Origin of the sequence: Ruminococcus gauvreauii (assembly GCF_025151995.1) — a bacterium.
GTDB classification, from domain to species: domain Bacteria; phylum Bacillota; class Clostridia; order Lachnospirales; family Lachnospiraceae; genus Ruminococcus_G; species Ruminococcus_G gauvreauii.
Map to the genome: position 1 here is coordinate 19,035 of NZ_CP102290.1, position 14,065 is coordinate 33,099.

Genomic DNA, 14,065 nt, shown 5'->3' on the forward strand with positions numbered 1-14,065 from the left:
ACTACAAGTAATTATTGGCAATGAATATCCTACTCATCGATCATCTTCCGGAACTGCAGGTAAGATGCCAGAAAATATATGGTATGGATCATCAGAAATGCTGCAAGCACTATAAGATAAACTTTTACAATCCAGACAACCGATATTCCAGTTGCATAGACCGCCCCTGTTCCCACAATCGCATAGAAAGAAATAAGCGCGGGAAGGATTGCCGGCATCATAAAAAACAGCAGAGCCTGAATAAATACCATTTTTTCTTTCTTATCCGTATCCAAACCCAGCTGTTCCATGGTACAGTACCTTCTTCTGTATTTGGCAATGTCACTGAGCTGTTGAACAGACAGAACAGTAGCAGCCGCAATAACCAATACAAAGGCAATATAAAATATTGGAAAAGAAAGCATAACATTTCCTTTTCTCTGATCAAGCACTGCGTATTCCTGGATATCAACCGACAGTTCTGTGGATGAGACCGAGGAAAAGGAGAGATCTTCTGAAAATACCACGCCCATTTCATCCGAAAGAATTTTTTTGAGATCATCACTAAACCGGTCGTCGATTTCGCTGACACATTTGAAACAGTCCTCAGGCTCCAGCAGACAGGCTGCCTCGTCAGGCAGGACGATCAGATACGTCATGCCGTTAAACCAGTACTGTGAGAAATCCTCATCATATACAGCCTTGCAGCTGTATGTTCGCGCCTCCAGTTCAACCGGTTCCTGCTGTCTGATAAAGTGTGTTTTAAAATCATCAGAGACGATATTCCGGCATTGGATCATAAGCTCGTCATCTTCCAGGTCTTCCGTTTCCAGACCCTTCATTTTCCGCAGCTCATTGTAATCACTAAGCTTCATCACATAATCTTTCTTATACAGCCGGTCCGAGTTCAGCTGACGATTTGTGATCACACGGTATAACTTCGTCTCTGTTGTCTCATAGAGCTGATATGACCAGATACCAGCTACTTTCTGTGTGTCCCGGATCGCCGCTTCCACCTGATCGATCACTTCTTTTTTCTCCGACTCCGCCTGAATGTCAAAGGAAATCGTATCCAGTACATTCCTCTCACTCATATCCTTCAGGAGCACTCCCTCAGACATACAGATGATGGCAAGGGTAAATAATATGGCTATCACAGAAAGCGTCGTGCTGGTGGTGTTGATCTTGGATGTCAGCATCCTTGCAAGAAACATCCGCTGTCCCTGATATTTCCACTCTTTGCTGTGAGTAAGCAGCCATGCAAAAAAAGCGCCTGCGCAGTGATAAAAGCTGAAGATTCCGAGTCCAAACGAAATCAGCGCAATGAGCACTGCTGTCATGGCATCCATCCTTTCAAGTCCAAACCCGAAATAAATGACAACTGCACCTGTCAGCAGACACAGCATGGAACAGAGAAACAGAATACGGTTTTTCCACGGTGCTTTTAAGATCGTTTCTTCATTCGTCTGATCCGCATAAAGCAGGCTGCGAATCTCTACTTTTTTCAGCTTTCTCCGGCTTCGAAACGCTGCAAATAACAATATGATCAGGTAGCATATAACCGTAAGCAGCAGTGCTCTGACAGAAAACGTAAGTCTGAAGCTGAAGTCCAGTTCAAAAATATGCATGATCAGTGACTGTATCAGCTGATACAGGATCCCTCCGGCAAAAACGCCTGCTGCCAGAGACATTGCACCAATGAAGAAATTCTCTTTCAGAAACATCCCTGACACCTGTCCGGTCTCCATGCCCATCAGGAAGTACATGCCGAATTCTCTGCTCCTCTTTTCCAGCATAAACCGCATCATATAATTGACAAGCCAGCCCACAATCAGTATCACAACCGCATCCAGAAGGTACAAAAGCACCATGAAAGTGCTGCTCATCCCACCAAAGATATCCAGATTTTCAGACGTCACGGTCGCATTGATAGTGTAGAGAATCGCCACGGAAATGATCATGGTAATGATGTAGATCATATAATCTCTGGCCTGCCTCTTTGCGTTCCTGAGAGATAAGGTTCGGATCATTTTATCTGTCATCAAATCCATCACCTCCCAGAACAGCCAGTACATCCAGAATCAACTGATAGAATTCTCTGCGCTCTTTTTTTCCTCTCCGGATCTCATTGTAGATCCTGCCGTCCTTCATGAAAAGAATCCGGCTGCAGTAGCTGGCAGACATGGGATCGTGTGTGACCATTAAAATGGTCGCACCCATATCATGATTCAGGCGCTCCATTAAGTTCAGCAGCTGTCTGGAAGAGTGTGAATCCAGTGCGCCGGTCGGTTCGTCGGCCAGAATCAGTTTGGGATTTGCAGCCATCGCACGCGCGCATGCCGCCCGCTGCTTCTGCCCCCCTGACACCTGATTCGGAAACTTCCCCAGAATATCAGTAATTCCAAGCTTTGATGCGATATCCTGCACCGTACAGTCCACCTCCTGCGGACTCCTGCCCTGCATTACCGGTCCCAGTGCTATGTTTTCCTCGATCGTCAGGGTGTCCAGAAGATTGAAGTCCTGGAACACAAACCCCAGGTTTTCCCTGCGGAACCGCGCAATTTCTTTCCTGCTGATATCCGAGACCTCTTTTTCTTCCAGATATACGTGTCCGGCACTCACCTTGTCTATTGTGGCAATACAGTTCAGAAGTGTCGTCTTTCCTGAACCGCTTGGTCCCATAACGCCGATAAAATCACCTTTCTGTACCTCGAAGCTTACATCTTCCAGTGCTCTTGTAACGTTATTCTTATTGCCGTAGATCTTTACAATATCTTCTACTTTTAACAAACTGCCCATAATAACTGTCCTCCTTATCGCTGGCTATATTCTATCATGGGCCTTAACCGGAAGGTATGCAGGTAACTTATAGGAACCTTAAGATTTCTTAAGATTGGCAGTTTTCACATATGAAATCAAGAAACACCCTGGTCCAATTTCCGGGTGAGGAGGTGATGCGTATTCCTATGCCGAGATGCCCGCAGAGTTTTTTACAGATATACAGTCCCATGCCCGTCGACTTTTTATAATTCCGTCCGTTCGTTCCGGTAAAACCTTTATCAAATACCCGTTCAATCTCCTCCTGCGGGATACCGGCTCCATTGTCTTCCACCACCATCGAAAGTACCGCATCACTGCCATCCAGACCTCTTTCCGTGTATATTTTCACCTGCGGGTGCCCGGCTCTGCAGTACTGATAGCAGTTCCACAGAATCTGACTCAGGATAAACCCAACCCATTTTTCATCCGTATATACCGTCTGATCTGAAATATCGACGGAAACCATAATTCCCGCTCTGATCCATGCTGTCCGGCACTGTGCCAGACAATTTTTAACGATTGCTGCAAGATGTGTCTCACGGATCAGGTAATCCTTCTCCACTCCGTCCATGCGCGCGTAATAGAGTACCATCTCGACACCATTGTTCATCTTTTCAAATTCTGTAAGTATCTTTCTGGACATCTCTTCTTTGTGGTTTTCACAGGTGAGGCGTACTGCCGTGAGCGGAACCTTCAGTTCATGCACCCACTGCTCAATGTACTCTCTGTATTCCCTCTTTTCTCTTTGTACCTGTTCTACCTTCTCCAGCATGGATTTTGATACCACCTGCATGATATCATAATACTGGCGTTCTTCTTCCGTATAGGGGCATTTTAGAATCTCGGGAAAGAGATACTTTTCCTGAATCCCATTTAAAACTTCCCACAACTCGCTGTAACGCCTCTTTCTGGTGAGACACCGGGTGACAAGGCAGAACACGGAGATACTCCCCCATACGATAAGGATCAGCAATATGGAGCCAAAAGGAACGGATATTACCATCAGATACAGTGTTAAAAAAAACATACCTGCCATATTTAACAGTATCATGGGAGTATGGTCTCTTAGATAGCGGAAGATATTCATATCTGATAACCCATCCCTCTCCTGGTCTCGATCATCTGTCCGGCTCCGATATCTTTCAGCTTATTGCGCACCCTTGTAACATGGACGCTCAGTGTATTGTCATCAATATAGAGCTCATTCTCCCACAGATATTCGATCAGATCAACCCGCGGTACAATGTCACCCGGGTGCGAAAACAAATAATACAGAATTTTCAGTTCATTCCTGGTCAGCGTTGTTTCCTTTCCAGCATAACTGATTTTACCGGAAAGCAATTCCAGTGTGACATCCCTGTATACGATCCTGGACTGCTCAGGTTCCTCGTTATGATATACTCTTGCCAGCAGATTTTTAATTCTTGTCATAAGAATGGGAACGTGATACGGCTTGACGATATAATCATCTCCACCGGTCATCAGACTCTTCAGCTCATCCATTGCCGTATTTCTGGCAGTTACAAAGATGATTGGTACTTTAGAAAACTTTCGTATTTCGCGGCAGATTTCATATCCATCCATGAAAGGCAGCTGGATATCCAGGAGGATCAGGTCAGGCTTGCCGGTGTGCACCTGTGCCGGCACATGCTCCAGATCCTCAGGTAAAGTCACTTCATATCCGGCTGCCAGCAAGACCATCTCCAGTTCCTCGCGGATTTCCTGTTCATCCTCGATGATCATGATACTTCTTTTCATCTGTTCATCCTCTTAATTAAACAAATTTAGTAATTCATCCGTTACTTATGGTACGGTTCCCCATTGATGATCCGGTAGCTCCTGTATATCTGTTCCAGCAGTATCACGCGCATCAGCTGATGCGGAAACGTCATACGGGAAAAGCTGAGTTTATAATCGGCGCGGCGCAGGACTTCACTGCCTAACCCCAGTGAGCCGCCGATGACAAAAACGATATGGCTGATTCCTCCGACACCCAGCTGTTCGATCCTGCCCGCCAACTGTACAGAGTCCGGCATCTCGCCCTCGATTGCCAGTGCAATCACATAATCGGTATCCCGGATATGTTTTAAGAGTCTCATTCCCTCCATGTTCTTGATCTGTTCTTCCAGTTTTTCACCCGCCTTATCCGGGGTCTTCTCATCAGGCACTTCCTTTATCTCCAGTTTTACATATTTTCCAAGTCTTTTTACAAATTCGGCAATCGCCTGGATATAGAATTTTTCTTTCACTTTTCCTACGGTGAGACATGTAATCTTCATAATAAAACTCCAATAAAAGATAATGGAATGTCACATCAAAACGGTGCAACATTCCATTATTCACACTACTGTTCTTCTTTGCATCTGCTGCAGAAAGACCCTTCCGTCAGCTGAGAAATCGCTTCCATTTTCTGATTTACCATCTCCCACATACAGTAGGGCAGGTGATCCTGATGACCGCGGTGTAATGTCACACACTCAAAGCAGTTTCCATGATGCGGACAGGCCTCAGGACATGAACAGTGATCTCCGTTATCACGTACCTGTTTCAGAAATTCCTGTTTCAGACGCCAGGATTCATCCTCATTTCCCGCCCTGGATGCCTGGATTTCCTGTTTCATTAAATCATTTCCGTCGATTTTCATCCTCAGTCCTCCGAATCTTCTTTCTTAAAACAGTTTGGAATGCCGCCGTAAACATCTCTGTGATGTGCAACACAGGCACAGCACTTTCCATGGTTTACACAGCTTTCATTCGGGCAGCTGCAAGGTCTGTCGTTACTGCATTTTTCATCATTTGCCATAATGATACCTCCTTTTTATTTCGCTGAAAGGTATTCGTGGATTCCTCTGGCTCCCGCACGTCCTGCACCCATCGCCAGGATGACTGTCGCAGCTCCCGTCACGGCATCGCCGCCGGCATACACACCATCTTTTGAAGTTTTTCCGAATTCCTCATCAGCAATAATACATTTTCTTCTGTTGACATCCAGACCGTAGGTCGTGGAGGAGATCAGCGGATTCGGTGATGTTCCGAGGGACATGATGACAGTATCCACTTCGATTTCAAACTCGGATCCCGGAATTTCGACCGGACGTCTTCTCCCTGATTCATCAGGCTCTCCGAGTTCCATGCGGATACATCTGATCCCGCGAACCCAGTCGTTATCATCGACAAGGATCTCTGTCGGATTCGTCAGTAGATCGAACTGAACCCCCTCTTCCTTTGCATGGTGTACTTCTTCCACACGCGCCGGGAGTTCCGCCTCACTTCTTCTGTAAATAATATGTACTTCAGCACCAAGACGAAGCGCGGTTCTGGCAGCATCCATCGCCACGTTGCCGCCGCCTACTACGGCCACCTTCTTTCCTGCCATGATCGGTGTCTTATAATCGTCACGGAAGGCTTTCATCAGATTATTTCTTGTCAGATATTCATTCGCTGAAAATACACCGTTTGCATTTTCGCCGGGGATTCCCATGAACATAGGGAGTCCTGCTCCCGAACCGATAAATACCGCCTCGAAGCCCTCTTCGTGGAGGAGTTCATCGATGGTCGTTGATTTTCCGATGATCACATTCGTCTCAAGCTTAACACCCAGAGACATAACATTTGCAACTTCCTCAGCGACAACCTTGTCTTTCGGAAGACGGAATTCCGGAATTCCGTACACCAGTACGCCTCCCGCTTTGTGGAGTGCTTCGAAGATTGTCACGTCATAACCCAGTTTTGCCAGATCGCCGGCGCACGTAAGTCCGGCTGGTCCGGAACCGATCACAGCCACTTTATGTCCATTTTTCTCGGCCGGGGCGTTCGGTTTGATTCCGTTTTCCTTCGCCCAGTCCGCTACAAAACGTTCCAGTTTACCGATGGAAACAGGCTCGCCTTTGACGCCTCGGATACACTTTCCTTCACACTGGCTTTCCTGAGGGCATACACGTCCGCAGACCGCCGGAAGCGCGCTGGACTTGCTGATAATCTGATATGCTTCTGCAATATTTCCCTCTTTCACCTGAGAGATGAAAGCCGGAATATCAATGGAGACAGGACATCCTGTGATACATTTTGCATTTTTACAGTTGATGCAGCGCACCGCTTCCTCCATCGCTTCATCCTGATTATATCCATAGCATACTTCTTCAAAGTTGGTTGCTCTGACTTTTGGATCCTGTTCTCTTACCGGAACTTTCTTTAATACATCTGCCATTATTCTTCACCTCCGCAATGTCCGCATCCGCCGTGATGGGTATCTCCCTCTTTCTCTTTCAGATAAGCACGGCCTTCTTCTGTCTTATACAGCTGCTGTCTTTTCATCGCTTCATCAAAATTCACCAGATGACCGTCGAATTCCGGGCCGTCAACACAGGCAAATTTCACTTCATCTCCCACGGTAAGCCGGCAGGCTCCGCACATGCCGGTTCCGTCTACCATGATAGGATTCATGCTGACGATCGTATGAAGCCCAAGTTCCCTTGTCAACAGACAGACAAACTTCATCATGATCATCGGTCCGATCGCAACGACCACATCATACGTTTTGCCTTCGTTCTGCACGAGATCTTTGATCACTTCCGTAACCATACCTTTTCTCTTATAAGAACCGTCATCCGTTGTTATGTACAGATTGCTGACTTCTTCCATCTCTTTTTCAAGGATAACAAGGTCCTTTGTCTTGGCTCCGACAATCGCATCTGCTGTTATTCCACGCTCGTGCAGCCATTTCACCTGAGGATAAACCGGAGCTGTTCCGACACCGCCAGCCACAAACAGGATTTTTTTATTCTTCAGTGACTCGATATCCTCTTCTATAAATTCTGAAGGTCTGCCAAGAGGGCCCACAAAATCTGCGAATGCATCACCGGTCTTCAATTTTGACATCTGAAGAGTGGACGCTCCAACGATCTGGAATACGATGGTGACGGTTCCTTCTTCGATGTCATAATCGCAGATCGTGAGTGGAATACGTTCTCCTTCCTCATCAATCTTTACGATGATGAACTGACCCGGATGACAGTGTTTTGCAACACGCGGTGCTTCAACATTCATAAGAAAAATGTTGTCCGTAAGTTGTTTTGCTTCTCGAATCTTGTACATAACTTCCTCCTCTTAATCTTTTTGATATTTTCATACGACTTCCACTATGTCCCCCATGCAGAATGTCATTTGTATGTGTATGGAATTTTCTATTTTACAATGTATGTGGCACTGCCGGGGTAGCTTTCCTTTCCGTTCTGATTCACGATGATCGCATAAAATGTATATTCTCCCTGAGGCATCGCTACAGGTCCGGTATATTTTGTGCTTCCGGTCGTCGGCTTTTCGTCAAAGGAATAATACGCTGTACACCCATCGGGAACAGCAATCTCAATCTGTAAACCTGCCGAGCTCTGGTATTCCCCCGACGCCGGTGAGATCACGGGTACTTCCGGCATAGGTATCGCGATTTCATAAGTACTGCTCTTTATATCTCCCGGGATATCCCGTTCATTGACGGCAACTGCTCTGATCGTTGTCGTCCCCTCAGTCAGCGGAATGCCGACCTTATAAGGATCACTGTCTTCCGTCGGTATCGTCCCGTCCGTCGTATAATAAATAATGCATTTCTGAGTACCCTCTGTGTACAGTTCAACGGTCAGCAGCTCCTCATAATCTCCTGCGACAGGAGTAAACAAGACTTCCACCGGCAGATACTCAGAGAACATATCCCTGATGCCTGCGTCGCTGATGTTTTCCACAAGGTGTCTGATCGAATCCGTATCACCGTCTTCTTCATAAATCTGAATCAGTAAAGAATATGCATCCTCACTGTCAGGATTTTCCCCGATCACAGCCTGCAAAAACTCTGCACACTTTTCTTTTTGACCGGAATCATACAGGATCCGGGCTTTCAGAAGCTTTGCATCTGTGCGATCAGTATCCAGCGTGACTGCACGGTTAATATAGACCATGGCCTCTCCATAATCCTGATCCCGCCACATCTCCTCCGCCATTTTATATTGATAATCAAATGACTGGTACTGCTGCTGCCTTGTATATTCCTGATATAATAAGATTCCGACAGCTGCCGCTATAACAGCCAGAAAAAACACAAGAACAAACGGCCATTTTTTCTTTTTACGCTTTTCCGGTTTCTTCTCCGGTTCCTTCTGTACCGGCTGCATCCGCGGATAAGTCATCTCTTTAGATGCACGCTGCTGACTCACCTGTTCATTGGAACGGTATGAACCAATCGCATGATATTCAGGCACCCATTGTATTTCTTCTCCGCAGTTGAGGCAGAAAACCCTTCCCTTTTCTACCGGGGCACCGCAATATGAACATCTCATTTTTTCCTCCCTTGCCGCACTCGCTGCGGCTTTACTCTTTAATCATAAGGCAATTACAGGGATTCTTCAATATAATTTTCGAATTCTTCCATACTCATCAGTATTTTTCTGGGTTTCGTGCCTTCCTCAGGCCCTACGACCCCCGCGTCGCTCAGCTGGTCCATGACTCTGGCAGCACGGTTGAATCCGATTTTAAACATCCGCTGGAGCATTCCGATCGATGCCTTGTCCTTATCGATGATAAAACGTCCTGCCTGCACAAAGTACTCATCGCGGTCACTCGCAGTATCCATCGGGGACGCCTCAGAAGTGCTGTGATGATTGATCTTATCCTCTACTTCTGAATCATATTCCGACACACCATGCGTCTTCGCAAGGAATTCCACCACATCTGCGACTTCTTTGTCCGAAACGAAGGATCCCTGTACGCGGGCAGGCTTCTGATATCCCTGCGGGTAAAACAGCATATCTCCCTTACCGAGCAGTTTTTCTGCTCCGTTCATATCCAGTATTGTTCTCGAATCGACTCCCGACGAAACCGAAAATGCAATGCGGGACGGCATATTTGCTTTGATCAGACCGGTAATGACATTCACGGACGGACGCTGCGTCGCAATGATCAGGTGGATGCCCGCAGCTCTTGCCAGCTGTGCCAGACGGCAGATGGCATCCTCCACTTCTCCCGGTGCAACCATCATGAGATCGGCAAGTTCGTCCACGATAATCACTACCTGCGGCATCTTCTTTGGCTTGGTTTCATCATCGATCCCGGATATCCTGCTGACCTTCGCATTATATCCTTTCAGATCCCGTACATTGTATTCTGCAAATTTATTATATCGTTCCGTCATTTCTGCAACAGCCCAGTTCAGAGCACCCGCCGCCTTTTTCGGTTCCGTCACAACCGGAATATACAGATGCGGAATGCCGTTATAGACACTCAGTTCCACAACTTTCGGATCAATCATGATCAGTTTGACATCGTCCGGATCCGCCTTATACAGAATGCTCATGATCAGCGTATTGATACACACCGATTTACCGGATCCTGTCGCTCCCGCGATCAGAAGATGCGGCATCTTGGCAATATCCGAGATCACAGGCTGGCCTGCGATGTCTTTTCCCACCGCAAATGCGATAGAAGAAGGATGTTCCTGAAATGCATCAGATTCCAGCAGCTCCCGCAGCAGCACGGCGCTGTTTGTCTTGTTGGGTACTTCGATTCCCACGGCAGCCTTGCCCGGAATCGGAGCCTCAATCCGGATATCGGCAGCAGCCAGATTCAGCTTGATATCGTCTGCCAGATTCACAATCCGGCTTACCTTGACTCCCTGATCCGGCTGAAGCTCATAGCGCGTTACCGTCGGTCCGCAGCTGATATCGCTGATCGTGACGTTGACGCCGAAATTTTTAAGGGTCTGCTGAAGCTTCAGCGCAGTTGCCTTTAAAGACTGCGGCGTATTGCCGTTTTTACCTCCGCTGCCCTTGGAGAGCAGGGAAATCGGAGGAAACTGATACTCTTCCGTTACACGTTTCTCAGCATTTTCTTCTGAAAGCTCGCCTTTGATCTCCATCACGCTTTCCTGCACTTCTTGTCTGGACGCGCGTTTTTTCTTCTGCGGCTCCTGTTTTTCCTCAAAATCCGGGATCTTTGCCTCCTCCGGATGGAATACCGGAGCTAAAGGCTGAACCTCCTCAGCAGGAGTCTCTTTTTGCAGTGTCAGCTCATCAAGGAAACTGAAGGTTTTAATCTCTTTCGGCGTATCTGTTGATTCCTGTTGGGCACCAGAGTCTTCCTTTAAATTGAAATCCACTTCCACTTCCTTCCGTTTCACACGTTTCGCTTCCCGCTGCGGTTTGTTATCCTTATACTCCTGATGCGCCTTTGAAACATTCTGATATGCTCTGGAACTGTACTTGCGAAGGGAAGAGACCACCGGCTTCTGAGTCATGATGATCGCCGATATCACAAGTCCCGCAACAATGATCACATACGCACCGATCTCACCGAAAGCGAGACCAAACAGCCATGCCTCAAAAGCCCCGGTGATGCCCCCGCCAATCTTTTCTTTCGCACACAGCTTAAAACTCTCAATCAGAGTATGCCCGCCGTCTCCTACCGTCAGGAGATGAAGAAACCCGCACAGAAAAACAATGCATCCGATCAGTCCCGACATCTTTCGGAATATCAGAGAATTCTTTTGATTCGAAATATAGAATGCCGTTCCTGCAAACAGCAATGCAGGAAATACATACGCCATCAGGCCGAATATCCCGAAAAAGAAAGAGCTGACCGCATTGCCGACGACTCCCCCGATTCCAAAATTACTGATGAACAGTACAATAGAAACTGCCAGAACAACTAAAACGATGACATCCTGATAAACAGGGCTGCTGTTTTTTGCTCCGGCACGTTTGGCCGTCGTTCTTTTGTTCGTCTGCCGGGTGTTTTTTCGGACAGATTTTTTTTTCTGTGTTGCTGCCATAACCTCTTGCTCCCCTTTTATAAAATAATCTGGTATCATAAAACATAATTACATATAATTGCAGTCGTTCCGATCAAAAAACAGTAAAGTGCAAAAAAGCGGAACTGACTTTTCCTGATTAAATGCAGCATTATCTTAATACAGAAAAAACCGACAACTGCTGCGGTCACAACGCCGGCCAGTCCATAAAAAAAGGATGCCGCATGAAATGAAATCCCGGAAAGTTCCCTGAGCTCCCATACGGCTGCACCAATGACGGCCGGAACAGCCATGATAAATGAATACTTTATCGAAAATTTCCTATGGAATCCGCAGAGCAGGCAGGCCACAATCGTAACTCCGGAGCGTGAGATGCCCGGAAACACTGCAATCCCCTGGCAGACTCCGATGAGAAGCGCGCATCCATAACCGACCTCACGCGGCAGCTTTTTCCCGTCTTTATTATAATCGACAACGAGCAGCAGCACGCTCGTGATATAAAGCCCTATCCCGGCGGCAAGCAGAGACTCGGCAGCCTGGACCGCCAGCTGATTCATCAGTACACCGATGATAATTGTGGGAATCGTGGATACCAGAATCATAATGATAAATTTACGGTAATTATTATGTACGATCTTCTGATATCTGCGCTCCTCACTGCCGCTGAGATTCTGAATATATATTTTTCCGTTTCCTGCCAGATCCCGGATCATTCGGATCAGTTCAATAAACAGACGCCTGATATCCGCCCAAAACGCAACAAAAACTGCTGTCAGAGTTCCGACATGCAGCATTACATCAAATAATATTCCCGTATCCGTCTGCATATGCAGCACGTGTTTCATGAGGGACAGGTGTCCGGAACTGCTGACCGGCAGAAACTCCGTACATCCCTGTATGATCCCCATTAGTATTGCCTGTAATAAACTCATCCTCTTTAACCACCCTTATTGTCATACACTTCCGTATTATACCATAGGTTTTTTCGATATACAAACGATGTTTTCGGAGTCTTTGCCGTTTTTATCCACACTAAGCTTCCCTCAAAAAACTGCGGTAACACTTCACTGCCTCATAGATGTCCGCTTTGCTTGCAACTTCCCACGGTGCATGCATACAGAGTACCGCTACCCCGCAGTCGATCACGTTCATTCCATAGTTCGCCATGATATAGGCAATCGTCCCTCCGCCTCCGGCATCAACCCTGCCGAGTTCGGCGGTCTGGTAACAGACGCCGTTTTTATCCAGGATCGCACGCAGAGCGGCTATGAACTCCGGGTTTGCATCGTTGCTGCCGCTCTTTCCGCGGCTTCCCGTATACTTGTTGAGCACAATGCCGTGTGAGAAGAAAGCGGAATTTTTATCCTCAAATACATCTGCATACATGGGATCGTACGCAGCGCTTACATCTGAGGACATCATGCTGGAATTCTCAAGTGCGCGTCTGAGCCTTAAATCAGAATATCCCTCCGTACATGCCATCAGTTCAGCCACGGCGTTCTCAAAAAAGCGTGACTGCATACCGGTGGCGCCGACACTGCCGATTTCTTCTTTATCCGCCAGAATGCAGCAGCATGTCCTGTCCGTCTTTTCCAGCTGCATCATCGCCATAAAAGAGGTGAATGCACACACCCGGTCATCCTGACCGTAACCCATGATCATACTGCGGTCAAGTCCGCAGTCTCTGGCGGCTCCGGCCGGCACGATCTCCAGTTCAGCGGACATAAAATCTTCTTCTTCGATATCATACGCCTCTTTCAGGATAGCGAGCACGCCAAGCTTTACACTCTCCTTTTCTTCTATGTCCGCCGGCATATTGCCGATCAGCAGGTCCATCTGCTCCCCGTCGATAAACGTGCCGGCGTTTTGTTTCATCTGCTTGGATGAGAGATGTACGAGGAGATCCGACATGACGAACACGGGATCTGTCTCTTTTTCTCCGATTGATATAGTTACAACGGTGCCGTCCTTCTTCACAACGACACCATGAATGGCCAGCGGGAGCGCCAGCCACTGGTACTTTTTAATGCCGCCGTAGTAATGGGCGTCCAGATACGCAAACTCTGACTTTTCATAGAGAGGAATCTGTTTTACATCGAGGCGCGGAGAGTCGATATGCGCACCCAGGATATTCATTCCATGCTCCAGACACTCCTCACCTACCTGAAAGAACATTACGGTTTTTCCCATTTTTTCAATGTACACCCGATCCTGAGGTTTTAGCTTTTCCCCGTTATCGATGATAGCCCTCAGATCGCGATAGCCGTATGATTCTGCTTCTTTTATCATAAGGCTGACACACTCCCGCTCAGTCTTCCCGATGGTCAGATAATTCTTGTACTTTTCGCATATTTGATTCAGTTCCTGTTTCTGTTCTTTATGATATTTCGTCCATATACTTTTTTTATCCACTGTTATCGCTCCTGTCTTCTTACTATTACACCAGGTAATAGTATAACACAATTTTCCACCCCAG

The 14,065-nt window shown here is 47.1% G+C and carries 13 protein-coding genes; all 13 read right to left on the minus strand.

Annotated features, from left to right (window positions below; translation table 11 throughout):
* Positions 1 to 29: 29 nt before the first annotated feature.
* On the minus strand, positions 30 to 2,021 hold the full coding sequence (locus NQ502_RS00100) for an ABC transporter permease (RefSeq protein WP_028527906.1): 1,992 nt from the start codon (positions 2,019 to 2,021) through the stop codon (positions 30 to 32).
* Positions 2,011 to 2,778, minus strand: a complete 768-nt coding sequence (locus tag NQ502_RS00105) for an ABC transporter ATP-binding protein (protein ID WP_028527905.1) — start codon at positions 2,776 to 2,778, stop codon at positions 2,011 to 2,013. Before NQ502_RS00105 ends, NQ502_RS00100 begins: the two co-directional genes overlap by 11 nt.
* A gap of 88 nt (positions 2,779 to 2,866) precedes the next feature.
* Positions 2,867 to 3,850 carry a sensor histidine kinase gene (locus tag NQ502_RS00110; protein ID WP_169579911.1) on the minus strand — a complete coding sequence of 328 codons (984 nt, stop codon included), beginning with the start codon at positions 3,848 to 3,850 and terminating at the stop codon, positions 2,867 to 2,869.
* A gap of 32 nt (positions 3,851 to 3,882) precedes the next feature.
* Entirely contained in the window at positions 3,883 to 4,557 is a 675-nt protein-coding gene (locus NQ502_RS00115; protein WP_028527903.1) for a response regulator transcription factor, read from the minus strand.
* Between the two features lie 41 nt (positions 4,558 to 4,598).
* Positions 4,599 to 5,078 carry a 23S rRNA (pseudouridine(1915)-N(3))-methyltransferase RlmH gene (rlmH, locus tag NQ502_RS00120; RefSeq protein WP_028527902.1) on the minus strand — a complete coding sequence of 160 codons (480 nt, stop codon included), beginning with the start codon at positions 5,076 to 5,078 and terminating at the stop codon, positions 4,599 to 4,601.
* A 65-nt stretch (positions 5,079 to 5,143) separates the two neighbouring features.
* A complete protein-coding gene (locus NQ502_RS00125) occupies positions 5,144 to 5,443 on the minus strand; it encodes a hypothetical protein (protein ID WP_028527901.1) in 300 nt (99 codons plus the stop codon).
* A 2-nt stretch (positions 5,444 to 5,445) separates the two neighbouring features.
* A complete protein-coding gene (locus NQ502_RS00130) occupies positions 5,446 to 5,601 on the minus strand; it encodes a hypothetical protein (protein WP_169579910.1) in 156 nt (51 codons plus the stop codon).
* Between the two features lie 15 nt (positions 5,602 to 5,616).
* Positions 5,617 to 7,005 (minus strand): NADPH-dependent glutamate synthase, encoded by a 1,389-nt coding sequence (gene gltA, locus NQ502_RS00135; protein ID WP_028527900.1) that lies wholly within the window; start codon positions 7,003 to 7,005, stop codon positions 5,617 to 5,619.
* Positions 7,005 to 7,892: a sulfide/dihydroorotate dehydrogenase-like FAD/NAD-binding protein gene (locus tag NQ502_RS00140; RefSeq protein ID WP_028527899.1), complete on the minus strand. Its 888-nt coding sequence runs from the start codon at positions 7,890 to 7,892 to the stop codon at positions 7,005 to 7,007. The genes gltA and NQ502_RS00140 overlap by 1 nt, the downstream gene beginning before the upstream one ends.
* A gap of 89 nt (positions 7,893 to 7,981) precedes the next feature.
* Positions 7,982 to 9,124 carry a chitobiase/beta-hexosaminidase C-terminal domain-containing protein gene (locus NQ502_RS00145; protein ID WP_049898052.1) on the minus strand — a complete coding sequence of 381 codons (1,143 nt, stop codon included), beginning with the start codon at positions 9,122 to 9,124 and terminating at the stop codon, positions 7,982 to 7,984.
* 53 nt (positions 9,125 to 9,177) lie between these two features.
* Positions 9,178 to 11,610: an FtsK/SpoIIIE family DNA translocase gene (locus tag NQ502_RS00150; protein ID WP_028527898.1), complete on the minus strand. Its 2,433-nt coding sequence runs from the start codon at positions 11,608 to 11,610 to the stop codon at positions 9,178 to 9,180.
* Between the two features lie 35 nt (positions 11,611 to 11,645).
* Positions 11,646 to 12,521 (minus strand): undecaprenyl-diphosphate phosphatase, encoded by an 876-nt coding sequence (locus tag NQ502_RS00155; protein WP_028527897.1) that lies wholly within the window; start codon positions 12,519 to 12,521, stop codon positions 11,646 to 11,648.
* 100 nt (positions 12,522 to 12,621) lie between these two features.
* Positions 12,622 to 14,001 carry an aminopeptidase gene (locus tag NQ502_RS00160; protein WP_028527896.1) on the minus strand — a complete coding sequence of 460 codons (1,380 nt, stop codon included), beginning with the start codon at positions 13,999 to 14,001 and terminating at the stop codon, positions 12,622 to 12,624.
* Positions 14,002 to 14,065: the final 64 nt, after the last annotated feature.

Coding starts and splice junctions, on each gene's coding strand:
- NQ502_RS00125 (WP_028527901.1), bottom strand. CDS start 5,443: ATGAAAATCGACGGAAATGATTTAATGAAACAGGAAATCCAGGCATCC.
- NQ502_RS00155 (WP_028527897.1), bottom strand. CDS start 12,521: ATGAGTTTATTACAGGCAATACTAATGGGGATCATACAGGGATGTACG.
- NQ502_RS00105 (WP_028527905.1), bottom strand. CDS start 2,778: ATGGGCAGTTTGTTAAAAGTAGAAGATATTGTAAAGATCTACGGCAAT.
- NQ502_RS00145 (WP_049898052.1), bottom strand. CDS start 9,124: ATGAGATGTTCATATTGCGGTGCCCCGGTAGAAAAGGGAAGGGTTTTC.
- NQ502_RS00100 (WP_028527906.1), bottom strand. CDS start 2,021: ATGACAGATAAAATGATCCGAACCTTATCTCTCAGGAACGCAAAGAGG.
- NQ502_RS00140 (WP_028527899.1), bottom strand. CDS start 7,892: ATGTACAAGATTCGAGAAGCAAAACAACTTACGGACAACATTTTTCTT.
- NQ502_RS00115 (WP_028527903.1), bottom strand. CDS start 4,557: ATGAAAAGAAGTATCATGATCATCGAGGATGAACAGGAAATCCGCGAG.
- NQ502_RS00130 (WP_169579910.1), bottom strand. CDS start 5,601: ATGGCAAATGATGAAAAATGCAGTAACGACAGACCTTGCAGCTGCCCG.
- gltA (WP_028527900.1), bottom strand. CDS start 7,005: ATGGCAGATGTATTAAAGAAAGTTCCGGTAAGAGAACAGGATCCAAAA.
- NQ502_RS00150 (WP_028527898.1), bottom strand. CDS start 11,610: ATGGCAGCAACACAGAAAAAAAAATCTGTCCGAAAAAACACCCGGCAG.
- rlmH (WP_028527902.1), bottom strand. CDS start 5,078: ATGAAGATTACATGTCTCACCGTAGGAAAAGTGAAAGAAAAATTCTAT.
- NQ502_RS00110 (WP_169579911.1), bottom strand. CDS start 3,850: ATGATACTGTTAAATATGGCAGGTATGTTTTTTTTAACACTGTATCTG.